Annotated in this window: 25 protein-coding genes and 1 pseudogene; 14 read left to right on the forward strand and 12 right to left on the reverse strand. The window is 60.0% G+C overall.

The genetic code is table 11. From position 1 onward, the window contains the following. Positions 1-94: 94 nt before the first annotated feature. Together ABIA48_RS22755 and ABIA48_RS22760 are read right to left on the reverse strand one after the other, a co-directional pair. Entirely contained in the window at positions 95-2,599 is a 2,505-nt protein-coding gene (locus ABIA48_RS22755) for an ABC transporter permease (protein WP_429491491.1), read from the reverse strand. Further along, positions 2,599-3,282, reverse strand: coding sequence for an ABC transporter ATP-binding protein (locus tag ABIA48_RS22760; protein ID WP_007991765.1), 684 nt, complete (start codon positions 3,280-3,282; stop codon positions 2,599-2,601). Before ABIA48_RS22760 ends, ABIA48_RS22755 begins: the two co-directional genes overlap by 1 nt. 10 nt (positions 3,283-3,292) lie before the next feature. Between ABIA48_RS22760 and ABIA48_RS22765 the strand changes: the two genes are divergently transcribed. From ABIA48_RS22765 to ABIA48_RS22775, 3 genes are all read left to right on the forward strand, one after another. After that, a complete protein-coding gene (locus ABIA48_RS22765) occupies positions 3,293-3,898 on the forward strand; it encodes an arylesterase (RefSeq protein ID WP_204934227.1) in 606 nt (201 codons plus the stop codon). A gap of 56 nt (positions 3,899-3,954) precedes the next feature. Continuing rightward, positions 3,955-4,248, forward strand: a complete 294-nt coding sequence (locus ABIA48_RS22770) for a hypothetical protein (protein WP_003226812.1) — start codon at positions 3,955-3,957, stop codon at positions 4,246-4,248. Between the two features lie 712 nt (positions 4,249-4,960). Then, positions 4,961-5,935: a L,D-transpeptidase family protein gene (locus ABIA48_RS22775; protein ID WP_429491493.1), complete on the forward strand. Its 975-nt coding sequence runs from the start codon at positions 4,961-4,963 to the stop codon at positions 5,933-5,935. Positions 5,936-6,056: 121 nt separating this feature from the next. Here the strand turns inward: ABIA48_RS22775 and oprI are convergent, their stop codons facing one another. After that, positions 6,057-6,308, reverse strand: coding sequence for an outer membrane lipoprotei OprI (gene oprI / locus ABIA48_RS22780; RefSeq protein WP_003199355.1), 252 nt, complete (start codon positions 6,306-6,308; stop codon positions 6,057-6,059). Positions 6,309-6,945: 637 nt separating this feature from the next. Between oprI and ABIA48_RS22785 the strand changes: the two genes are divergently transcribed. Beyond that, a complete protein-coding gene (locus ABIA48_RS22785; RefSeq protein ID WP_007973562.1) occupies positions 6,946-7,233 on the forward strand; it encodes a GNAT family N-acetyltransferase in 288 nt (95 codons plus the stop codon). A gap of 85 nt (positions 7,234-7,318) precedes the next feature. Here ABIA48_RS22785 and ABIA48_RS22790 read toward each other — a convergent pair whose 3' ends face one another. Both ABIA48_RS22790 and ABIA48_RS22795 read right to left on the reverse strand, forming a co-directional pair. Beyond that, positions 7,319-8,395: a 3-deoxy-7-phosphoheptulonate synthase gene (locus ABIA48_RS22790; RefSeq protein WP_007983549.1), complete on the reverse strand. Its 1,077-nt coding sequence runs from the start codon at positions 8,393-8,395 to the stop codon at positions 7,319-7,321. A gap of 187 nt (positions 8,396-8,582) precedes the next feature. Beyond that, positions 8,583-9,026 carry a PilZ domain-containing protein gene (locus ABIA48_RS22795; protein ID WP_429491497.1) on the reverse strand — a complete coding sequence of 148 codons (444 nt, stop codon included), beginning with the start codon at positions 9,024-9,026 and terminating at the stop codon, positions 8,583-8,585. Here ABIA48_RS22795 and ABIA48_RS22800 point away from each other — a divergent pair. The 5 genes from ABIA48_RS22800 to cysB all read left to right on the forward strand — a co-directional run bounded on the left by ABIA48_RS22800 (position 9,025) and on the right by cysB (position 12,982). Continuing rightward, positions 9,025-9,411 (forward strand): thioredoxin family protein, encoded by a 387-nt coding sequence (locus ABIA48_RS22800; RefSeq protein ID WP_429491499.1) that lies wholly within the window; start codon positions 9,025-9,027, stop codon positions 9,409-9,411. The genes ABIA48_RS22795 and ABIA48_RS22800 overlap by 2 nt on opposite strands. Continuing rightward, complete coding sequence (locus ABIA48_RS22805) at positions 9,408-10,364, forward strand: putative 2-dehydropantoate 2-reductase (protein WP_429491501.1); 957 nt, start codon at positions 9,408-9,410, stop codon at positions 10,362-10,364. The genes ABIA48_RS22800 and ABIA48_RS22805 overlap by 4 nt, the downstream gene beginning before the upstream one ends. 25 nt (positions 10,365-10,389) lie before the next feature. Further along, positions 10,390-11,295 (forward strand): 5'-nucleotidase, encoded by a 906-nt coding sequence (locus tag ABIA48_RS22810; protein ID WP_429491503.1) that lies wholly within the window; start codon positions 10,390-10,392, stop codon positions 11,293-11,295. Between the two features lie 95 nt (positions 11,296-11,390). Then, positions 11,391-11,894 carry a universal stress protein gene (locus ABIA48_RS22815; RefSeq protein ID WP_007973551.1) on the forward strand — a complete coding sequence of 168 codons (504 nt, stop codon included), beginning with the start codon at positions 11,391-11,393 and terminating at the stop codon, positions 11,892-11,894. Between the two features lie 113 nt (positions 11,895-12,007). After that, positions 12,008-12,982, forward strand: a complete 975-nt coding sequence (gene cysB / locus ABIA48_RS22820; protein WP_007983537.1) for an HTH-type transcriptional regulator CysB — start codon at positions 12,008-12,010, stop codon at positions 12,980-12,982. 6 nt (positions 12,983-12,988) lie between these two features. Here the strand turns inward: cysB and ABIA48_RS22825 are convergent, their stop codons facing one another. Both ABIA48_RS22825 and ABIA48_RS22830 read right to left on the reverse strand, forming a co-directional pair. Beyond that, positions 12,989-13,471: a GreA/GreB family elongation factor gene (locus ABIA48_RS22825; RefSeq protein WP_429491505.1), complete on the reverse strand. Its 483-nt coding sequence runs from the start codon at positions 13,469-13,471 to the stop codon at positions 12,989-12,991. Positions 13,472-13,473: 2 nt separating this feature from the next. After that, positions 13,474-13,884 carry a hypothetical protein gene (locus ABIA48_RS22830; RefSeq protein WP_007983533.1) on the reverse strand — a complete coding sequence of 137 codons (411 nt, stop codon included), beginning with the start codon at positions 13,882-13,884 and terminating at the stop codon, positions 13,474-13,476. Positions 13,885-14,008: 124 nt separating this feature from the next. Between ABIA48_RS22830 and earP the strand changes: the two genes are divergently transcribed. Together earP and ABIA48_RS22840 are read left to right on the forward strand one after the other, a co-directional pair. Continuing rightward, positions 14,009-15,151 carry an elongation factor P maturation arginine rhamnosyltransferase EarP gene (gene earP / locus ABIA48_RS22835; RefSeq protein WP_429491507.1) on the forward strand — a complete coding sequence of 381 codons (1,143 nt, stop codon included), beginning with the start codon at positions 14,009-14,011 and terminating at the stop codon, positions 15,149-15,151. Positions 15,152-15,199: 48 nt separating this feature from the next. Further along, positions 15,200-15,769 carry an elongation factor P gene (locus ABIA48_RS22840; RefSeq protein WP_007983530.1) on the forward strand — a complete coding sequence of 190 codons (570 nt, stop codon included), beginning with the start codon at positions 15,200-15,202 and terminating at the stop codon, positions 15,767-15,769. A 173-nt stretch (positions 15,770-15,942) separates the two neighbouring features. On the opposite strand, the gene ABIA48_RS22845 is transcribed toward ABIA48_RS22840, so the two are convergent. The 4 genes and pseudogenes from ABIA48_RS22845 to ABIA48_RS22860 all read right to left on the reverse strand — a co-directional run bounded on the left by ABIA48_RS22845 (position 15,943) and on the right by ABIA48_RS22860 (position 19,246). Then, positions 15,943-16,953 carry an alpha/beta hydrolase gene (locus ABIA48_RS22845; RefSeq protein WP_429491509.1) on the reverse strand — a complete coding sequence of 337 codons (1,011 nt, stop codon included), beginning with the start codon at positions 16,951-16,953 and terminating at the stop codon, positions 15,943-15,945. Positions 16,954-16,987: 34 nt separating this feature from the next. Continuing rightward, on the reverse strand, positions 16,988-17,407 hold the full coding sequence (locus ABIA48_RS22850; RefSeq protein WP_046031808.1) for an organic hydroperoxide resistance protein: 420 nt from the start codon (positions 17,405-17,407) through the stop codon (positions 16,988-16,990). Between the two features lie 352 nt (positions 17,408-17,759). Beyond that, entirely contained in the window at positions 17,760-18,221 is a 462-nt protein-coding gene (locus ABIA48_RS22855; RefSeq protein ID WP_310054904.1) for a MarR family winged helix-turn-helix transcriptional regulator, read from the reverse strand. A gap of 67 nt (positions 18,222-18,288) precedes the next feature. Continuing rightward, positions 18,289-19,246: pseudogene (locus ABIA48_RS22860) on the reverse strand (LysR family transcriptional regulator). A gap of 111 nt (positions 19,247-19,357) precedes the next feature. Here ABIA48_RS22860 and ABIA48_RS22865 point away from each other — a divergent pair. After that, positions 19,358-20,107 carry a sulfite exporter TauE/SafE family protein gene (locus tag ABIA48_RS22865; RefSeq protein ID WP_429491511.1) on the forward strand — a complete coding sequence of 250 codons (750 nt, stop codon included), beginning with the start codon at positions 19,358-19,360 and terminating at the stop codon, positions 20,105-20,107. Here the strand turns inward: ABIA48_RS22865 and ABIA48_RS22870 are convergent. Next, positions 20,097-20,951 (reverse strand): LysR substrate-binding domain-containing protein, encoded by an 855-nt coding sequence (locus ABIA48_RS22870; RefSeq protein WP_007983518.1) that lies wholly within the window; start codon positions 20,949-20,951, stop codon positions 20,097-20,099. The two genes, ABIA48_RS22865 and ABIA48_RS22870, sit on opposite strands and share 11 nt — an antisense overlap. Before the next feature lie 95 nt (positions 20,952-21,046). Here ABIA48_RS22870 and ABIA48_RS22875 point away from each other — a divergent pair, with 95 nt between their 5' ends. Next, the gene (locus ABIA48_RS22875) at positions 21,047-21,262 is read left to right on the forward strand and encodes a DUF1127 domain-containing protein (RefSeq protein ID WP_204934808.1); all 216 of its coding nucleotides are present in this window, start codon (positions 21,047-21,049) and stop codon (positions 21,260-21,262) included. Between the two features lie 64 nt (positions 21,263-21,326). After that, positions 21,327-22,556, forward strand: coding sequence for a winged helix-turn-helix domain-containing protein (locus ABIA48_RS22880; RefSeq protein ID WP_429491514.1), 1,230 nt, complete (start codon positions 21,327-21,329; stop codon positions 22,554-22,556). The last annotated feature ends 11 nt before the right edge of the window (positions 22,557-22,567 follow it).

The raw sequence follows: 22,567 nt of genomic DNA on the forward strand, positions 1-22,567 counted from the left end.
GGCCTGGAACAGTTCGGCGTTCTCCGGGCGATCACCCCGGTGCCGGCGGTAACGGCTCACGACAGCTTTCTGTGGTGAGGATGGCAGGCGTCTATCAACCCTCGCGCAGGACTGTCAGCGGGCTGGCGTTCAACGCCCGACGGGTGCCGAACACCCCGGCACCACCAATGAGCACCGCGCCAACCAGTGGCAGCAACAACAGCCATGGATGCGGATGCCACGGCAGGTCAAAGGCATAGCGGTAGAGCACCCAACTGACGACCTCCGAACCCAGCGCCGCCAGCAAACCACTGACCGCTCCCAGCAAACCGAACTCGATGCGTCGAGCTTTGATCAGCAACTGCCGCTCCGCGCCCAGCGCCCGCAGCAATGCACCCTGGCGAATGCGTTCGTCCAGCGTTGCTTGCAGGCCGGAGAACAGCACCGCCATCCCCGCCGCCAACACAAACAACAACACGTACTCCACCGCCAGGGTCACCTGGGCGAGGATGCTGCGCAGTTGCTCCAGCAGGGCTTCGACCTGCAGGATCGTCACCGCCGGGAAGGCGCGGGACAGATCGACAATCTGTTGGTCATGACCCGATGCCAGATAGAAACTGGTCAGGTACGTCGCTGGCAGATCCTTCAGGGTGCCGGGCTGGAAGATCATGAAGAAGTTCGGCTGGAAGTTGTCCCAGTTGATCTCGCGCAGGCTGGTGACTTTCGCCTCGCGATTGACCCCGCCAACGCTGAAAACCAGATGATCGCCGAGCTTGATTTTCAGGCTTTCAGCGACCTTGCCTTCTACCGACACACCGGGAATATCGTCCGGCGTTTGTTCGTTCCACCAGTTGCCGGCCGTGAGCTTGTTGCCCGACGGCAGGTCCGCGGCCCAGGTCAGACTCAGGTCGCGCTGGATCGCCCGGTCGCCGGCCGATTCTTTGGTGACGATTTGCTGCACCGGCTCGCCGTTGATACTGATCAAGCGCCCCGGCACTACCGGGTACAGCGGCGCCGATTGTGCCGACACGGCGATCAGGTGATCGGTGAAGGCCTGTTTGTCCGCCGGCAGGATGTTCAGCGCGAAGTAGTTCGGTGCGTTTTTGGGTAGCTGGTTTTGCCAGGTGTCCAGCAACTCGCCGCGTAGCAAGGCGATCAGGGCCATCGACAGCAGAATCAGGCCGAATGCCAGGGACTGGCCTGCGGCCGCCAGCGGATGACGTAGCAATTGACCGAGTCCGAGGCGCCAGGGCAGGGACGCACGAGCAAGCATGCGCCGCAAACTCTTCAACAGCAGCAACAACAAACCGCCCAGCACCAGTGCTGCAATCACGCCGCCGCCGAGCAGGGCAAAGGTCAGCACCAGGTCCAGGCTCAGACGCCACATGATCAGGCCGAGGGCGCCCAACGCTGCGCCGTAGACCATCCATGTACTGGAAGGGATCGGCAGCATGTCCCGGCGCAGCACGCGCAATGGCGGAACCCGACCCAGAGCCGCCAGCGGCGGCAAGGCGAAACCGGCCAGCGCCACCAGTCCGGTACCGATCCCGGCGACGGCCGGAAACAGTCCGCCCGGAGGCACGTCGGTCGGCAGCAACTCATGCAGCAGGGCAAACAACCCCAGCTGTGCGAGCCAGCCGAGGAAGGCGCCGCTGATGCTGGCCAGCAGCCCGAGCACCGTCAGTTGCAGACTGAACAAGACCATGGTTTCCCGGCGTGACAGCCCGAGGCAGCGCAGCAACGCACTGGCATCGAAGCGGCGGGTGGCGAAGCGGGTTGCTGACAGCGCCACCGCCACGCCGGACAGCAACACCGCCACCAGGCTGGCCATGTTCAGGTAGCGTTCGGCCTTGCCCAGGGCGCCGCCGATCTGCCGGTTGCCGTCGCGGGCGTCCTGCAAGCGCTGGTTGGCAGCAAGTCCCGGTTTAATCAATTGCCGATACGTCTCGAGGGCCTGGGCATTGCCTCGCCATAATTCGCGATAGCTGACCCGACTGCCGGGTTGCACCACGCCGGTTGCCGCGAGGTCGCCGAGATTGATCAGCACCCGAGGCGTCAGGCTGTAGAAATTGCCGGCGCGGTCGGGCTCGTAAGTCAGCACCCGCGCCAGTTTCAGGGTTTTCATGCCGACATCGATGCTGTCGCCGATCTTCAGGTCAAGGGCGGTCAGCAGACGTGCCTCGACCCAGGCTTCGCCGGGTTGCGGTCCGCCACCGGCTGTTTCCGTGGCGAATGGGGCGGGCGCGCTTTTCAATTCGCCGCGTAGCGGGTAGGCATCATCGGCCGCCTTGATGCTGGACAACTGGATGCCATTGTCGGTGGCGATGACGCTGGAAAACTCCACCACCTGCGCATGTTCCAGTCCCAGTTCGGCGCCGCTTTTTATCTGTTCGGGGCGAGCAGGCGAACTGCCTTCGAGGAGCAGGTCGGCACCGAGAAATTCAGTCGCGCGCAGCATCATGGCGCCGTTCAGGCGGGCACCGAAGTAACCGATGGCGGTGCTGGCGGCCACGGCCACCAACAAGGCAAAAAACAACACACGCAGCTCACCGGCGCGGGCATCGCGCAGCAATTGGCGGATGGCGAGGCTGAACAGGCGCAACAGCGGCAGACGTGCCATCAAGGCTCCAGAGGGGCGACCAGCAGGCCGGCTTCAAGACGGATCAGGCGCCGGCAACGATGGGCCAGGCGTTCATCGTGGGTCACCAGCACCAGGGTCGTGCCGCGTTCCTTGTTGAGTTCGAACAGCAAGTCACTGATGCGCTCACCGGTGTGGCTGTCGAGGTTGCCGGTAGGTTCGTCGGCGAATAGCACATCGGGTTCGGCGGCAAACGCGCGGGCAATCGCCACGCGTTGTTGCTCGCCCCCGGAGAGCTGGCGCGGCGAGTGAGTCAGGCGTTGGCCCAGGCCTACACGTTGCAGCAATTGGGTGGCGCGTTCGCGGGCGTCTTTGCGGCCATCGAGTTCCAGCGGCAGCATGACGTTTTCCAGGGCATTGAGGCTGTCGAGTAGCTGGAATGACTGGAACACGAAACCCACGTGCTCGGCGCGGATGCGCGCACGCTGGTCTTCATCGAGGTTGCTCAAGCCTTGCCCGGCGAGAGTGACCTCGCCGCTGCTCGGCAGATCGAGGCCGGCGAGCAGGCCCAGCAAGGTGGATTTGCCGGAACCGGAAGCGCCGACGATGGCCAGGCTATCGCCCTTGTTCAGTTCCAGGCTGAGTTCGTGCAGGATGGTCAGTTCACCTTCCGCGCTGGGAACCACTTTGCTAAGGTCCTTCGCGATGAGAATGCTTGCGCCCATGGAGAGTCCGATGCGTGTCTGGTTTTTGAGTGCTGGCCTGGCCTTGATGTGCATGGCCCAAAACGCAGCGGCGGGTACAGTCCTGATCGTTGGCGATAGTATCAGCGCCGGTTTCGGGCTGGATACCCGCTTGGGGTGGGTGTCGCTGCTTGAGCAACGGCTCAAGCGCGAAGGTTTCGACGATAAAGTGATCAATGCGTCCATCAGTGGCGACACCAGTGCCGGAGGCCAGGCGCGCCTGCCCGCGCTGCTTGCAGAGCATAAACCGGAACTGGTGATCCTCGAGTTGGGGGGTAATGACGGCCTGCGCGGTTTGCTGCCAACTCAATTGCAACAAAATCTTGCCTCGATGATCGACAGCTCCCGGGCCAGCGGTGCCAAGGTGCTGTTGCTCGGCATGCAATTGCCACCCAATTACGGTGCGCGTTACACCAAGGCATTCGCCGAGGTCTACAGCAACCTGGCCGATGAGAAAAAGATCCCGCTGGTGCCGTTTTTCCTCGAAGGCGTGGGCGGCCATCCGGACTTGATGCAGGCCGACGGCATACACCCGGCGGCGGGGGCCCAGGACAAGTTGCTGGAAAATGTCTGGCCTACTCTAAAACCGTTGTTATGACACTTTTCTAGAAGCAGGCTTTCGGCTAAGGTGGCGCCCCCGATTTGGAGCCCCCGATGCCGCGTCCCGCCTGGTCACTATTTGCCTACCAACTGATCGAGCCTGACGAGCAGCTGGATCTGTTCGCCTGTCAGGAAGTGCGGGTGCATCTGGTGACTCGTCAGCTGGAGTTGGGCGGCTCGGCGGACCGGACCCTGTGTGGCAGCCTGTTGCCGGCGCAACCGCGCTGGTCGAGTGTTGATCGCCGGGTGTTTCAGGACCAGCGTTTGTGTTCGCTGTGTCGGGCCATTCTTGAGTCGCAGAAGCGTGGCACTTCGCCGATCTGGCCGGAGTTGCGGTTCGAGCTTTGACCCGCCGGGAGTCGAGGCGGCCTGATAGCCGGCCAATTTCTCACAGATACACCCAGCCCCCCTGTGGGAGCGGGCTTGCTCGCGAAGGCGGCCTGCCAGCCGGCCAATTTCTCACAGGTATACCCAATCCCCTGTGGGAGCGAGCTTGCTCGCGATGGCGGCCTGACAGGCGCAGGTACATCACAGTCGAACGAACCCCGTAAACAGGCCGGCCGGTAGGCCGCCTCGCTTTGCTTTTGCGGTGTACGCCCCCTCGTGAGGCCGAGCGCAGGTTCTGCGCAGTGGGCAACCCGGCATGGATGCCGGGTTAGCCGCCCCCGGCCATGGATGGCCGATGGCGGCGGGCCCACGGAGCAGGACCGGAGCGAGGGCATGCCGAGCCACGGCGAGGCACCGAATGTCAGGGGCAAGAGCCCTTTGGTTACTTTGGGGCTTTTCCAAAGTGACCCGCTGTAAGAGCGGAACCATAAGCGGCCGTGACCGCAGCAACGGATATGCACACCTACAAAACAATCATCGCCTGACACACAGCCTTCGCGAGCAAGCCCGCTCCCACAGGGATCTTCAGTGGCCAGGGGACCCAATGTGGGAGCTAGAATAATCGTAAAATCGCCTTGCATTGCCTGCAATCGGGCGATCTCCCCGAAATAACGGACGGCGGTGTACAATCACGTTTTTATACCCTCTGTTGATTATGCGAAGGATTTTCCGGATGTTGCCGCGCTTTCCTGCCGTCACCCGCTGCCTGACTCTTGCCGCCCTTTTGGTGGCAGGTCCCGTTGCAGCATTGGAGTTTCCCCTGCCGCCGCCCGGTGAGGACATCATCGGACAGGTGCAGGTGATCAAGGCCAAGTACGAAGACACCTTTGCCGACCTTGGTACCACCTACGATCTGGGCTACACGGAAATGGTCGCGGCCAACCCGGGAGTCGATGCATGGTTGCCAGGCGTCGGCACGGAAATCATTCTGCCAACCCGTTTCATCCTGCCGCCAGGCCCGCGTGAAGGCATCGTGATCAACCTGGCCGAGTACCGCCTCTACTACTTCCCGAAAGGCAAAAACGTGGTGTACACGTTCCCGCTGGGTATTGGTCGTGAAGGCTGGGGTTCGCCGATTGCCCATACCAGCATCACCGCCAAGACACCTAACCCGACCTGGACGCCTCCGGCGTCGATCAAGGCCGAGCACGCAGCGGACGGTGATCCGCTGCCTAATGTCGTGCCGGCCGGCCCTGACAACCCGCTGGGGCCGTTCAAGTTCACCCTGGGTACACCGGGCTACCTGATCCACGGTTCGAACAAGAAATTCGGTATTGGCATGCGCACGAGCCACGGCTGCTTCCGCATGTTCAACAACAACGTGCTGGAAATGGCGGGCATGGTGCCGGTCGGTACGTCGGTGCGGATCATCAACGACCCGTACAAGTTCGGCATGAGTGGCGGCAAGGTCTATCTGGAGGCGCATACGCCGCTGGACGACAAGGGCAACCCGTCGGTGGTCGACAAGCACACGGCGGTCATCAACGCGATGCTCAAGCGTGAAGACATCACCAACAACCTGCGCATGAACTGGGATGTGGTGCGTGATGTGGTTGCCGCTGAAGATGGCCTGCCGGTGGAGATCGCTGTGCCGGGCGCCAGCGCCGCACCGATGGTGTCGAGCACTCCGGTCGACCCGATGCAGTAAGCTTGCAAAGAGCCCGTCGGCGCGTATCGCGTCGACGGGTTTTTTTTGCCTGGAGAAAACGCCGGGCAATAAAAAAGCCGACCCAAAAATGGGTCGGCTTGATAACAATCCCGAAGGACTATTACTTGCGGCTAGCTTTGTCCAGCATGCGCAGAGCACGCTCGTTAGCTTCGTCAGCAGTCTGTTGTGCTTTTTGAGCAGCAGCCAGAGCTTCATCAGCTTTACGGTAAGCTTCGTCTGCACGAGCCTGGGAGCGAGCAGCTGCGTCTTCAGTAGCGGTCAGACGTGCTTCAGTTTCTTTCGATGCGCTGCTGCAACCGGTAGCCAGAACTGCGGCCAGAGCCAGAGCAGAGAATTTCAGAACGTTGTTCATCGTGTTCCCCTTCAAGGACTTTCTATTAAGTAGCTATCTCCTCCGATTGAGGAAATAGCCGGCGTACATACTACCCATTACTTGTAGTAAGTAAAACTGACGTGACGCAAGAAGCAAAAAAAATTGTAGGCGTTGATTCTTTTTCGAGCAACTTTTAACTGAATTGTTTAAAAAATATCCAGCTGCAAGGCCCGTGGCTGAGCGAGCCGACAAGAAAAAGTTCCTGTGGCACACCGCTGTTTTTCAGTCTGGCTAAAGTCCGCCTATATGGAGTCGTCTACACTTTTGTTCGGCTTTTGCGTAGCACCTCTCAATATCTTTCTCGATCTTCAGGTGACTTTAACAACGGGCGCTCGTCTTAAGTCTCAACATCCGGCAATGTACAGGCTATCGACCCGGAGTGAGCTTCGGTCGAGCCATTCCTGCGTAATCCGGAGCTGCACCCGCCAACCTGCATGATGACGAGCGCACCTTGAGCATTTCTGTCAATGGTGCCTACTATTTGTACGTGCTCGGTAGCGCGAGATCGGTGCAGCTCTTCTCGGTGTCCATTCAGGCACGGGGTGGCGTAGATGTTCCTTCGCCGGAAAAACATCGGTAAGGTAGGGGTCGAATTCCAGACCCGCGAGGAGTAGTGATGAGCGAGGCGTTGTCCATCCACCATGACCAGGCTGGTCATCAGTTCGAGACCAATGTGGACGGTCATCGTGCCTATCTGACCTATATGGATCTGGGGAAGCAGACCCTGGATATCTATCGCACCTTCGTGCCAAACGCACTGCGTGGTCGCGGTATTGCGGCAGCCTTGACCGAGAAGGCGCTGGAGTACGCTGACGAAATGGGCTACACGGTCATTCCATCGTGCTCCTACGTCGAACGCTACATGGAGCGTCACCAGCGGCATGCTGCCAAGCTGAGTCAGTGACCTTCAATAAAACGAATACATAAAAAAACGCCGGGTTCTACCCGGCGTTTTTTTATGCGTGCTTTTTGTGCAGCCAATCAGGCGATCAGCTGCGATCGCGCTTAGGCAGTACATCCTTGAGCTTGGCATGCATGCTGCGCAAGGTGTTTTCGGTCGCGGTCCAGTCGATGCAGGCGTCGGTGATCGACACGCCGTATTGCAGGTCGGCGAGGTCTTTCGGGATCGCTTGGCAGCCCCAGTTCAGGTGGCTTTCAACCATCAGGCCGATGATCGACTTGTTGCCTTCGAGGATCTGGTTGGCGACGTTTTCCATCACCAGCGGTTGCAGGGCCGGATCCTTGTTGGAGTTGGCGTGGCTGCAATCGACCATGATGTTCGGCTTGATCTTCGCCTTGTTCAGCGCCTGCTCGCAGAGCGCAACGCTGACCGAATCGTAGTTCGGCTTGCCGTTGCCGCCGCGCAGCACCACGTGACCGTAGGCATTGCCCTTGGTGGTTACGATCGACACACCACCTTCCTGGTTGATGCCCAGGAAACGGTGCGGGCTGGAAACCGACTGCAGGGCGTTGATCGCCACGGTCAGGCCGCCATCGGTACCGTTCTTGAAGCCGACGGCCGAGGACAGGCCGGACGCCATTTCACGGTGAGTCTGGGATTCGGTGGTGCGCGCGCCGATGGCCGACCAGCTGATCAGGTCCTGCAAGTATTGCGGGGAGATCGGGTCGAGGGCTTCGGTGGCGGTCGGCAGGCCTTTTTCGGCCAGGTCCAGCAGCAACTGGCGACCGATGTGCAAGCCGTCCTGGATCTTGAACGAGTCGTCCAGGTACGGGTCGTTGATCAAGCCTTTCCAGCCAACGGTGGTACGTGGCTTTTCGAAATACACGCGCATGACCAGATACAGGGTATCGGACACTTCGGCAGCGAGGACCTTCAGGCGCTCGGCATATTCATGGGCGGCCTTGATGTCGTGGATCGAGCAAGGCCCGATGACAACGAACAGGCGGTGGTCGGTGCCATCCAGAATGTTGCGAATGACTTCGCGGCCCTTGGTGACGGTGCGCAGTGCGGCGTCGCTCAGGGGAATATCGCGCTTGAGCTGATCGGGAGTGATCAGTGTCTCGTTGGAGGCGACGTTTAGGTCGTTGATCGGTAAATCAGCCATCGTTTACTCGTCAGGTCACGGGTGCCGGCCGCCAGCGAACCCGCGCGGCGGAGCACAGCAAATTAAGCGCGTCGGGGAGCTGAACCTTAGCGCGTTACACCGTGGCTCGACAATGGGCAGACGCTGGTTTAGGGGCCATTCTCAGTCAGTTTCCGCAACGTGACCGGCAAACCCTTCGGCAATGCCTCTAATCCGGCACAGGCTCGGCAAAAGCCTTGCGCACTGATTCGTGAGAGAACTCGTCGGCGTGCTCCTGGAGCCATTCGAGGGCCAGGGCCTGGATATCCTGCAAGTCGTTGTGGGTGTCATGCAGGCGGCAGTAGCGTTCGATCTGGCACACCTGCTCGCCCATCCGGGCGCTGAACAGCATTTGTTCGTCGACGAAGGCGATGCCCACCAGATAACCGCGTTTGCGCCGCAGGCACCAGGCGACATAGCCCAGGTAGCGCGCGTCCGGGTTCACGGTCGGCATGCGAACTTCCAGCGCCGTGCCGTGGCGCCACGCGCGGTGATAATTGCAAGCCATGCCCCCGAGACTGATAGTGTGCAGCTGTCGTCGCGAAATACACTCAGGTTTCAGCAACGTTAATTCGACGGGCACATCGTCAGGGTGAGGAATAAATCGTCCCATGAACACAGACTCCATGTGTCGGCCATCTGACATTGTTACACCCAGTATAGTGGTCGAATTGGAACTGACCGATTTTGACGCCGACCAACGGCTGCTGGCGATGAGCGGCGTATCGCTGGTTATTTTCACCAGTGTCGGCTGCGCCGGTTGCCGTTTTGCCCGCGAGCAATTGCCAACACTCGATCTGGCAGTCGATCGACTGTGCTGGATCGATGCCGGCAATAACGGAGGGGTGGTCGAGCGTTATCAGGTCTTTCACTTGCCGGCGCTGTTTGTCGTTCGCGACGGCGAATTCTTCGGAGTACTGAAATCGCGCCTGACCGACACCGAGCTCAATCGGGCCGTGCGCCAGGCGCTGAGTCGAACAGCAGAGGAGTTGCCATGATGGGGACAGTTACCAGGCCGACAATCGGCATTATCGGGACCGGCGCAATCGGCGGTTTCTATGGGGTGATGCTGGCGCGTGCCGGTTTTGATGTGCATTTTTTGCTGCGCAGCGAATTCTCCGCGGTGGCCGAGCATGGGTTGCGAGTCGATAGCGCGCCCCACGGTGCCCTGACATTGAACCCGGTTAAGGCTTATTCGAGCGCTGAAGACATGCCGCCCTGCGACTGGTTGCTGGTGGGCGCGAAAACCACCAGCAACGCAGACCTGGCACCAGCCATCCTGCAGGCTGCGGCACCGAACGCCAAAGTGCTGCTGTTGCAAAATGGCCTGGACGTCGAAGACAGCCTGCGCGAGCTGCTCCCCGACTCGCTGCACGTGCTTGGCGGGCTCTGTTATATCTGCGTCCATCGCGAGGCGCCGGGCGTCATCACCCATCAAGCGCTAGGCGCAGTGCACGTTGGCTATCACAGCGGTCCCGCCGTCGATGGGCCGACGCGCGCCGCCATTGTCGAGGAGGGTGTCGACCTGTTTCGCAGCGCCGGCCTCGATTCCCAGGCCATGGCGAACCTGCACCAGGCACGCTGGCAAAAACTGGTCTGGAATATCCCCTACAACGGTCTCTCGGTTTTGCTGGGGGCGAGCACCACGCCGTTGATGGCCGATGCCGACACTCGTGAGCTGATCAAGGCGCTGATGGCAGAAGTGGTGCAAGGCGCAGTCGCGTGCGGGCACGACGTACCAGCAGGGTATGCCGAGCACTTGTTCATGGTGACCGAAAAAATGCCCGACTACTGGCCGAGCATGTACCACGATTACTTGCACAAGCGACCGCTGGAACTGGCCGCGATCTACGCCCGGCCTTTGGCGGCGGCGAAGGCAGCCGGGTGTGAGATGCCGCGCATCGAGGCCTTGTTTCGCAGTTTGAGTTTCATTGATCGACGCAACACCTGAGTCGACCGACCTGAGGGGGAAGGGCATGCCAAAGGCAATTGACGACAAGCTGGTGCTGGCGATTTCTTCGCGGGCGCTGTTCGACCTGAGCGAAAGCCACATAGTCTACCTGTCGAGTGGCGTCGAAGCCTATCGGCAATATCAGATCGAACACGAAGACGAAATCCTCGAGCCCGGCGATGCCTTTCCGTTGGTGCAGAAACTCCTGAACCTCAATAACAGCCTCGGCCGCGCCCGGGTCGAGGTGATTCTGGTGTCGCGCAACAGTGCCGACACCGGGCTGCGGGTATTCAACTCGATTGACCATTACGGCCTGGCAATTTCCCGGGCGGCCTTTGTCGGCGGGCGCAGTCCGTATCCCTATCTCAAGGCCTTTGGCTGCGACCTGTTTCTCTCGACCCATGCCGAAGACGTACGCAATGCACTGGACGCCGGGTTCGCGGCAGCGACCATTCTGTCGGGCGGTGCCAGCCGTGCGGCCAGCGACGAGTTACGCATTGCCTTCGACGGAGACGCGGTGCTGTTTTCCGATGAGTCGGAGCGCATTTATCAGGCTGGTGGTCTGGAAGCGTTCCAGGCCAGCGAGCGCGAGGCCGCTCGCGAGCCGTTGCGCGGTGGGCCGTTCAAGGGCTTTCTTGCCGCTCTCAATCTGCTGCAGCGTGAGTTCCCGGAGGACGCCTGTCCGATCCGTACCGCGCTGGTCACGGCGCGATCGGCACCAGCCCATGAGCGGGTGATTCGCACGTTGCGCGAATGGGACATTCGTCTTGACGAGTCGCTGTTCCTCGGCGGCCTGACCAAGTCGGCCTTTCTCGAAGCCTTCGCGGCCGACGTTTTTTTCGACGATCAGGCCGGTCACTGCGAGTTGGCCCGTGAAGTCGTCGCCACCGGTCACGTGCCCCATGGCATAAGCAACGAGCAAAAGGTTTAAGCCCGCCGTTCAATGCGTTGCGCCGGATATCGTAGTCGCCAAGGCACTGCTAAGCTGAATCAAATCTCCGCCATGTTGGCAGTCGAGGAGGTCATATGATTCGTTCGATGCTGTATGCCACTGATCTCGGCCTGTATGCGCCCGTGGTGATGCAGCATGCGCTGGAGCTGGCCCGGACTTTCAATGCCAATCTGTATGTCGTGCATGCGGTTGAACCCATGGGGTTGTTTGCCGAATCAGTGCTGCAAAGTTATCTCGATGAGCAGGCGCTGAATGAGTTTCACAGTCAGGGGCTGAATACGGTGATTGCCAGTATCGAGCAGCGGGTGCTCGACAGTTTTCGCGAGGAGCTGGGGGATGAGGGCGAGCATGACCTGGAGCGGATTCAGGCGGTGCGGGTGCTGCAGGGCGATCCGTCGCAGGTGATTCTGGATCAGGCCCAGAAACTCTCCGTGGATTTATTGATCGTAGGTAGTCACAGCCATGGTGCCGGTGCGGAAACGCCTCTGGGGCGAACCGCCGCCCGTGTGTTGCAACTGTCCAAGGTGCCGGTCTACCTGGTGCCGCTGGTGCAACGCCGTCGCCAAGGGGATCGCTAGCACACGAATAATGGCAATTTGACAAAAAAGTTCTAGATTTATTCTTTGTGCCATTAATATAGTTATATACCGTCGCTGATGCCCGTGGCGTCTACCTGCTTTGAGGGATTCATATGAAGCTTCAACAATTGCGCTACATCTGGGAAGTGGCGCACCACGACCTCAACGTTTCCGCAACAGCCCAAAGTCTTTACACCTCTCAACCGGGCATCAGTAAACAGATCCGTCTGCTGGAAGATGAACTGGGCGTCGAGGTTTTTGCCCGCAGCGGCAAGCACTTGACCCGCGTTACCCCGGCCGGCGAGCGCATCATCACCACCGCTGGCGAAATTCTGCGCAAGGTTGAAAGCATCAAGCAGATCGCCCAGGAATTCTCCAACGAGAAAAAAGGCACCCTGTCGATTGCCACCACACACACCCAGGCGCGCTACGCGTTGCCGCCGGTGATCAGCAATTTCATCAAGCAATACCCGGACGTTGCCCTGCACATGCACCAGGGTTCGCCGATGCAAATCGCCGAAATGGCCGCTGACGGCACCGTGGATTTCGCCATCGCTACCGAAGCGCTCGAGCTGTTCGGTGATTTGGTGATGATGCCGTGCTACCGCTGGAACCGTTGTGTGGTTGTGCCTCAGGGGCATCCGCTGACCAAGCTGTCGAAGCTGACCCTCGAAGCACTGGCCGAATACCCGATCGTGACGTACGTGTTCGGTTTTACCGGCCGCTCGAAACTCGACGAAGCGTTCAGTCATCGTGGCCTGACGCCGAAAGTGGTGTTCACCGCTGCCGATGCCGACGTGATCAAGACCTATGTTCGCCTGGGGCTGGGCGTAGGCATTGTGGCAAAAATGGCCGTCGACGCCAAACTCGATAGCGACCTGGTGGTGCTTGATGCCAGCGAACTGTTCGAGTCCAGCGTGACCAAGATCGGCTTCCGTCGCGGCACATTCCTGCGTGGTTTCATGTGCGATTTCATCGAGAAATTCGCGCCGCACCTGACCCGCGAAGTCATGGCCAAGGCCATTCAATGCCACAACAAGCAGGAACTGGAAGAGCTGTTCGACGGTGTCGAACTACCCGTTCATTAATCCTGCTTAAACGACCTCGGTGACAGCAAACTGTTGCCGAGCGCCCGCCACCAGAATCTCCACCTCATCGCCCTCTAACTTGCCCAGCAGGCTTTTGCCCAGCGGTGAGCGCGGGGTGATGACGGTAATCAGTTGCCCCACCAGATCGACCTTCAGCCCGGCCGCATCGGGGGCGAGAAACAGCCATTGTTCGCGTCCCTTTTCGTCCTCGAGCCCGAGCAACGCGCCCACTTCGATGCCCCGTCGATCTTCATACGGGCGCAGGGCCATGTTCTGGCAGAGGGTCAGTGACTGGCGAATTTCCTCGACCCGTCTGGCTTGCCCGGCCGCGAGATAGGAGGCTTCCAGCCCCAGGGTGTCGTACTTGTTCTCGGCGATGTTTTCTTCGTGGGTCGCTGTTTCGTAAGCGGTTTGCGCGGCCCGTTCGGCGATGTCGAGATCGATCCGCAGCTTGTCGAGAATCAGTTGGTGGACGGTATGCTTATTCATGATCAATCACAGAATTGCAGGACGTTGGCGCGACTTTTTTCGCTGGGTATCGTCCGGTCCTGTTGCAACCAGAACTGACAGGTCGGATTGGACTGGTTGCGACTGCTGCTGCGCGCCTGATCGAGCCGTTGTGCCTGCTCGTTTTTGCGCAGGTTTTCTTCGTATTGCTCGAACAGTGGATTCTGCGGCGCAATGTCCGGTACCGGTTGCGCTGCCACGGGCGGTTTGGCCAGTTGCTCCACGGCGGCCGCAACAGATGCCAGTTGCTTGTTGAACAACAAGTGGGAAGCGAGCCAGCAGGTCAGCACAATGGCAATGAATCCCAGCCACATGCCGAGGGCGATGCTACCGGTCAGTTGCAGGGCGTTGAGGCTGATGGGGAAGGATCGGCGCGGAGTGGGGCGGTGGGGCATGATTGCCTCCTGGCGAAAGGTCACTGGCGAGTGGCGATTGTCGCATGAAGAATAATCGCCGTCGGCTCTTCTGCGCGGGGTAATTTATGCGGACAATCGGCGCCTTTGCCAACGGGAGCCTGGAATGCCTGAAATGAAAACCCGCTGGGATATTTTTTGCACCGTGGTCGATAACTTCGGCGACATCGGCGTGACCTGGCGACTGGCCCGGCAACTGGTGGCCGAACATGGACTGGCAGTGCGTCTATGGGTCGATGATCTGCGAGCGTTCGAACGCCTGTGCCCGGAAATCGACATCCACGTTGCGCAGCAGTGGCAACAAGAGGTCGAAGTGCGCCAATGGCCGGCCGAGTGGCAACCGACTGAAGCCGCCGATGTGGTGATTGCTGCATTTGCCTGCCAATTGCCGAGCGCCTATATGGACGCCATGGCCGAACGGGAAAAGACACCGCTGTGGATGAACCTCGACTATCTGAGCGCTGAGGACTGGGTGATCGGCTGCCACGGGCTGCCCTCGGTGAAGTATAAAAGCGTACAGAAATTCTTTTTCTTTCCGGGGTTCCGGAAGGGTACAGGCGGGTTGTTACGTGAGCGCGGGTTGCTTGAACGTCGTCGGCAATTTCAGCAAGACCCGCAAGCTCAAAGAGAATTCCTGCAAGGTTTAGGGATCGATCGTGCGCCCGGAGCGCAGTTGATCTCATTGTTTGCCTACGAAAACACCGGGCTGGCCAGTTGGCTCGATGCGCTGGCTGGTGATCCGACGCCCACTCATCTGTTGGTGCCGGAAGGGCGGATTCTCGGGGATGTCGAACGCTGGCTCGGTGTGCAGGGTTTGACGGCCGGTGCCGTGCATGTGCGTGATGCCTTGATCGTTCAAGTGCTGCCATTCGTCCGCCAGGACCAATACGACGGGTTGCTGTGGTGCTGCGATTTCAATGCCGTGCGTGGCGAAGACTCCTTCGTGCGCGCCCAATGGGCAGGCCGGCCATTTCTCTGGCATATTTACCAGCAGGAAGAAGACATCCACCTGGACAAGCTCGAAGCCTTCCTCGAACTCTATGTAAAGGGGTTGTCTGCGCCTGCGCGGGAGGCGATCAGCGGTCTCTGGCGGGCCTGGAACGCCGGTGAAAAAATGGCCGACCACTGGCAATCCACCCGTAAACACTGGCCAGAGCTGGAAAAACACGCTGAGGCGTGGTGTCTGGAACAGGCCTTGCAGGCCGATCTTGCCACGGCGCTGGTACAGTTTTATGGAAATTGGATATGATACGCGGCCTAGATTTTTGTAAATCCCATCCAAATTCGGATATTCGCAATGAAAACTGGTAAAGAACTCAAACCCGGTACCGTGATCCGTATCGACAACGATCCTTGGCTGGTTCAGAAAGCTGAATTCACCAAGTCCGGTCGTAACAGCGCGATCATGAAGACCAAGCTGAAGAACCTGCTGACCGGCTACAAGACCGAAACCGTATACGGTGCGGACGACAAGCTGGACGACGTGATCCTCGACCGCAAGGAAGCGACCCTGTCCTTCATCAGCGGCGACTCCTACACGTTCATGGACACCACCGACTACACCATGTACGAGCTGAACGCCGAAGACATCGAAGCCGTTCTGCCGTTCGTTGAAGAAGGCATGACCGACGTTTGCGAAGCCGTGTTCTTCGAAGGCCGTCTGGTTTCCGTAGAACTGCCGACCACCATCGTGCGTCAGGTTGCCTACACCGAAGGTTCCGCTCGCGGCGACACTTCCGGCAAGGTGATGAAGCCTGCCAAACTGAAGAACGGTACCGAGCTGTCGGTTGCTGACTTCATCAATATCGACGATATGATCGAGATTGATACCCGCGAAGGCGGTTCCTACAAAGGCCGTGCCAAATAAGCACAGCTTGAGGAATGAAAAAGCCCGACCATTGAGTCGGGCTTTTTTGTGTCTGCGATTTTGGGTTCAACCAGAAACACTGTGGGAGCGAGCTTGCTCGCGAAGGCGTCTTCATATTCGATATTTATGTCGACTGACAGTCCGCTTTCGCGAGCAAGCCCGCTCCCACAGTTTTATTTCAGGTGTTCCTTGAGCTCTTGCGAGGCCTGCAGCATCGCCGAACGCACCGCCGGGACCTGGCTCACCACGTTGAGCAAACCGTAGTCGTGGATCATGCCGTTGTAGCGCACCGACGTCACCGGCACACCGGCCTCGTCCAGTTTGCGGGCGTAGGCTTCGCCTTCGTCGCGCAACACATCGGCACCGGCGGTCTGTACCAGCGCTGGCGGCAACCCTTTCAACTGGGCGGTGGTTGCGCGCAGTGGTGAGGCGTAGATCTCGTTACGCTGGTTGGCGTCGGTGGTGTAGTTGTCCCAGAACCACTTCATCGCATTTTTGCTGAGGAAGTGCCCTTCGGCAAACTGGTTGTAGGACGCGGTTTCGAAGTTGGCATCCGTCACCGGCCACAACAGCACCTGGAACTTGATCGCCGGGGTGCCCTTGTCCTTGGCCATAAGCGCAACCACGGCCGCCATGTTGCCGCCGACACTGTTGCCGGCTACCGCCAGGCGCTTGCCATCGACATTGATCTCTTTACCGTGCTCGGCCACCCATTTTGTCGCGGCGTAAGCCTGGTTGATCGCCACCGGGTAATGCGCTTCCGGCGACGGCGTGTAGTTCACGAACACGGCCGCTGCACCCGAACCCGTTACCAGGTCACGCACCAGCCGCTCGTGGGTCGGGAAATCTCCCAGTACCCAGCCACCACCGTGGAAGAACATGAACACGGGCAGCTCACCCTTGACCCCGGCCGGCCGGACGATGGTCAGGTTCAGCGGTTGGCCGTCGACTTGAATGGTCTTCTGGCTGACATCGGCTTTTGGCAGCGTCAGCTTCACCCCGGCCTGCGCGCCCGTCAGCACGGCACGGGCGTCTTTCGGGCTGAGCTGTTCAAGCGGCTTGCCGGTGCCGGCATTCAGCACATCGAGGAATGCCTGGGTGTTGTGTTCAACGTCGCCGGCAAATGCACTGTGGATGGACAGGGCGAGAAGGGTACCGGTCAAGACTTTGCTGAAAGTGTTCATGTTCGTTTCCTGTTCGGGCCTGGTAGGTCAGCGGTTAGACGGTCACGTGCAGGCGCACATCGACGTTGCCACGGGTGGCGTTGGAGTACGGGCAGACCTGGTGGGCCGCGTCGACCAGTGCTTGTGCATCGGCCTGCTCAAGCCCCGGCAGGCTGATGTGCAGGTCGATGTCCAGGCCGAAACCGCCAGGGATCTGGCCGATGCCGACGTGGGCGGTGATCGAGGCGTCGTTGGGGATGCTGCGCTTGGTCTGGCTGGCGACGAATTTCAGGGCGCCGATGAAGCAGGCGGAGTAGCCGGCGGCAAACAGTTGCTCAGGGTTGGTGGCTGCGCCGCCGGCACCGCCGAGTTCTTTCGGCGTGGCGAGTTTGACGTCGAGGATGTTGTCGCTGGACACCGCACGACCGTCACGGCCACCGGTGGAAGTTGCGATTGCGGTGTAGAGAGTTTGCATGGTGAAAGCCTCGTTCAGGGGATGTGTATTTGCGCTAAATGTTTGCGCGCTAAGTAAGTGCGAAGTGAATGTATCGCGCTAATGTTTAGTGCGCAAGATAAATTTTGAAAAAAGTTTGGAAAAGGGGAGCGGACGGAGGCTTGTATGTGGCTGGAAGTGTCGAGATAGAGCTATTGAGGCGGGATTTTCAGCAGAGTTTTTTCGAGGGCGAGCCGAATCTTTCAGGACACCCTGAGGCAAATGTGGGAGCGGGCTTGCTCGCGAATGCGGTGTGTCAGGCAATATCACTATCGACTGACACTCCCTCTTCGCGAGCAAGCCCGCTCCCACAAGGATGGTGGTGGGTTGGAGGTTACAGGCTGTCTTGCAGGTGGCGACGCAGCTCTTGCAGCTCCGCTTGCAGGTTTTGCAGGCGCTCCACTGTCATCCCGCTGGCACCGAGGATGCATTGGGGAATATCACGCGCCTTGTCGCGCAATGCCCGGCCCTGTTCGGTGAGTTCGACGATCACCACCCGCTCGTCCTCGCGGCTGCGGGTGCGGCTGAGCAGGCCTTCGGCCTCCAGGCGCTTGAGCAGCGGGGTGAGCGAGCCAGGATCGGTCAGCAACCGCGTGCTGATTTCACCTACGGTCAAACCGTCCCGCTCCCACAACACCATCATCGCCAGGTATTGCGGGTAGGTCAGCCCCAACGCTTGCAGCAAGGGTTTGTAGACTTTGGTCATCATCAGCGAAGTAGAGTGCAGGGCAAAGCAGGCCTGATTGTCCAGCAGCAGGTTGTCGCAGTTATCCAGGGTGTTGCGCTCGGTGTTCATGTCGAAGCCTTGATTTGTGATCTTAGAAATCTAGCGGGCGAATCTTTAATGCGCCAGATAATTTTGATCAGTGCCGTTGCAAATGGGTTTGAAGCACCAGATCCCAGGGTGGAACCGGACTGAAGCGGGTTTTCAGGTACTCCAGCAACAGGCGACTGCGGGAGTTGGGTTGCTGTTCCAGGCGCAAGGCATAGATGCCGGCGCTTTCCGGTTTCGGCAGGCCGCTTTCGCAGAACAGCGGCAGCAACTCACCGCGCAACAGGTACTCGCTGGCCAGCCAGGTCGGCAGGTGTGCGATACCCAGTCCGGCCAATGCGCCGCACACCAGCGCCTCGGCATTGTTGGCGCTCATGCGGACCCGCGCTGGCCGGTGCAACTGCATTTGTCCGTCCCGCTCGAAGCGCCAGGCGAAGGGCGGGGCCAGGCCATCCCAGTCGAGTCCGTCGTGTTCAATCAGCTGTGACGGATCGGTCGGCACGCCGCGGCGCTGTAAATAATCAGGGCTGGCGCAGGCGATGCGCACCATGCTTGCCAGTGGCGTAGCCACCAGCCGGGTGTCGGCCAATTGTCCCGGCACGCAGCACCAGATCGACTTTGCCAAGGTTTTGGCCCTGCATGTCGACGAAGCTGTCGATCAAGTGCAGTTGCACGTCGAGTCCGGGGTAGAGCATCAGGAAATCGGCAATCACCGGTGCCAGATGCCGGCGACCAAAGGCTGCTGGTGCATCGATACGAATCAAACCTTCCGGCGCGCTGCTCAGGGACACTGCCTCGGCCCGGGCCAGGCGCAACTCGGCGACGATTCGCCGGGCGCGCTCGGCAAAGGCCAATCCCGCCGGGGTAGCGCGTACCGCATGGGTGCTGCGGATGAACAACTGGCTGCCGACCGCGCTTTCCAGGCTGTCGATCCGCCGTGCCACGGCCGAAGGGGTCAGCGGATGACGGCGCGAGGCGGCGGAAAAACTGCCGGTTTCCAGCACGTCGAGGAACAAAGCCAGTTGGTCGGTCAGTTGATTAGGGTTCATGGCAGGTTTGCGCTTGTGCGAATTTGGCACAGCCATTGTGCGTCGCTGTGCGTTTCCGCGCCAGAAGCAACTGCGTAGGATCAAAGGCCTGACGGCAACGGGGAAAATGCTGTGATTGAGTTCTTGATGTATCTGGTGTTCGGCGCTGCGTTGGGCACGCTCGGCGGGTTGTTTGGTATCGGCGGCGGCCTGATCGCCATTCCGCTGCTGGGCGTGCTGTTCGGGCTCGACCAGCAGATTGCCCAAGGTACGGCGCTGGTAATGGTGGTGCCGAACGTGATGCTGGCGCTGTGGCGCTATCATCAGCGCAACCGGATCGAGCTGCACCACGCACTACCGCTGGCCATCATGGGGTTCTGTTTCGCCTGGCTCGGGTCGATCTGGGCGGTGGGCATTGATGCGCAAACCATGCGCATAGGTTTTGTCGCGTTTCTAATCGCACTGTCGGCGTACAACTTGCTTCGCATGTTCGCCGCCAGCGCTCCGCCGGCTTCGCAGATGAACTACTCATGGCCGTGGCTGGGCCTGCTTGGCGCTGCATCCGGCACGATGGGCGGGTTGTTCGGCGTGGGGGGCGCGGTGGTGGCGACACCGGTGCTGACCAGTCTGTTCGGCACCAGCCAAGTGGTTGCGCAGGGTTTGTCGTTAGCGCTGGCCTTGCCGAGTACGGGGGTGACGCTGGTGACTTACGCCGTGCACCATCAGGTCAGCTGGGTGATCGGCTTACCCTTGGCGGCCGGGGGGTTGATGAGCATCAGTTGGGGCGTGAAGGTTGCCCACGCTTTGCCGGAGCGGCTGCTGCGCGGGCTGTTTTGCGGGTTCCTGGTGTTCTGTGCAGTGACGCTCGCCTTCAAAGTTTGAAGCCTTCAATGATGTGTTCGGCCAGGCACTCGGTGATCGGTGACGGGTTATGCAGATTGCGCACGAGCATGATGCTGGCCTCGGGCAGCAGCGGCAGATCCTCGGCCTCACCGAGGATGCGCATGTCCGCGGTGATCAGGCTTTCAAGCTGCGCCGTAACGGCCAGGCCGGCGCTGACCACTGCCATGATCGCTGACAGGCTGTCGCTGTTGTACGCCACCCGGTAATCGCGCCCCTGGGCATCCAGGGCATTGCAGGCCCACAGGCGGCAGAAGCAATCACTGTTGAACATCGCCAGCGGCAGCGGCGTCTGCTCGTGGGCGCTGTAGCATTGCGCCTCGGCCCAGACGAAACGCTCCTTGCGCAACAATTGGCCGATTTCGCTGCCCGGTTCGCGAGTCACGATGGACAGGTCCAGATCCTGGCGCATCAGCAATTGTTTTGATGATTCGCAGTGCACTTCGATCTGGATCAGCGGATAGGACTGGGCAAACCGGCGCAGAATCCCCGGGAGGAATCGCATCACATAATCGTCCGGCGTGCCGATGCGCACCGTGCCGACCATGTCGGGCTCACGCAGCGTATTGAAGACCTCGCTGTGCAGCTTGAGGATCCGCCGCGCATAGCCGAGCAACACCTGGCCTTCGGCCGTCAGCCGCACTTGCCGCCCGTCGCGCTGGAACAATTGGCGTTGCAGCACATCTTCTTCCAGTCGCTTCATCTGCATGCTGACAGCTGACTGGGTGCGATTGACCATTTCACCGGCGCGGGTAAAGCCGCCCTGGTCGGCGATGGCGACGAAGGTGCGCAATACTTCGGTATCGATACTCGGGTAGGCCGACATCCATCAATCTCCGAGATATGTGACATCAGAAACATTCGTTGGATTGATCTTAGACCCGGCGCGAGACTGGAGCCATCCAAACGGAGGGCAACAAGATGAAAGGTCAACATGAGTTCCACGGTGCAGAAAAACACTCGATTCACGTGATATCCGATCTGCTGCACAAGGTCAGCCGCTGGTACGAACTGCATCGCGAGCGCGAACTGCTGGCGAGCTTGAGCGACGAAGCACTCAAGGACATCGGCATGAGCCGTGCGGATGTGGAGAACGAGTCGATCAAACCGTTCTGGAACGACCCGATGCATAAATGATGAATGCCACGCTACACAAACCCCTTACCGGTGAGGTAGGTTGCGCGCAGACAAGGAGGCATCCATGCCCGCAACATTGTCCTTTACCCTCAAACAGGCTCGGCGTCTGGCGCTGGCCGCCCAAGGGTTCAATGGGCGGTCGCCGCCAGCGGCGATCAAGGCTGTTGCGCTCAATCGCCTGATCGAACGGCTGGGCATTTTGCAGATCGATTCGGTCAATGCACTGGTGCGTTCGCACTACCTTCCGCTGTTTTCCCGCCTCGGCAATTACTCCTCCGATTTGCTCGACCAGGCTGCCTGGAGTCAGGGCCGGCGCCGTACGTTGTTCGAGTATTGGGGTCATGAAGCCTCGTTATTGCCACTTTCCATGTATCCATTGATGCGTTGGCGCATGCAGCGTGCGAGCCGCGGCGAAGACATTTATCAGCAATTGGCGCGCTTTGGACGGGAACAACAGGACACCATTCGCCGGGTACTGGCGTCGGTCGAGGAGCACGGCGCGCTTGGCGCCGGGAGCCTGTCGACCCGTCAGGAACGGGCCGGCCCCTGGTGGGACTGGAGCGCGGAAAAGCACGCGCTGGAGTGGTTGTTCGCCACCGGGGAAGTGACAGTGGCCGGCCGGCGGGGATTCGAACGGCTCTATGACCTGCCGGAACGGGTGATCCCTGCTGCGATTCTGCAACAACCCCTGCTCAGTGAGGCCGAGGCCCAGCGCGGCCTGTTGCTGCATGTCGCGACAGCCTTGGGCGTGGGCACTGAGAAAGACTTGCGGGATTATTTTCGCCTGAACCCGGCGGACAGTCGTTTGCGATTGGCGGAGTTGCTCGAGGCAGGTGAGTTGAGTGCCTGTGAAGTACAGGGGTGGCGGCAGCCGGCTTACTGCCTGCCCGAGCCCAAGGTACCGCGCAAAGTTGTATCCAGTGCATTGCTCTCACCGTTCGATTCGCTGATCTGGGAGCGCAGCCGCACCGAGCGCCTGTTCGACTTTCGCTACCGCCTGGAGATCTACACGCCGCAGGACAAGCGGGTCTACGGCTATTACGTCCTGCCGTTTTTGCACAACGAACGGATTGCCGCGCGGGTCGACCTGCGCGCCGAACGGGCGACGGGGCGGCTGGCGGTGCATGCGGTGCATGAGGAAGAGCCGGGGCTGGATGACGAGGGAATGCTGGCGTTGGCGGTCAAGCTGCGACAGATGGCGGCTTGGCTGGGGTTGGTGCAGGTTCAGTTGAATTGCCCGCGGGCGAGTGCAGACAGGTTGCGGGTGGCATTCACACAAATTGGCGGTGACTGAGCCGGCCTCTT

The organism is Pseudomonas sp. S30_BP2TU TE3576, assembly GCF_050436025.1.
Classification (GTDB): Bacteria; Pseudomonadota; Gammaproteobacteria; order Pseudomonadales; family Pseudomonadaceae; genus Aquipseudomonas.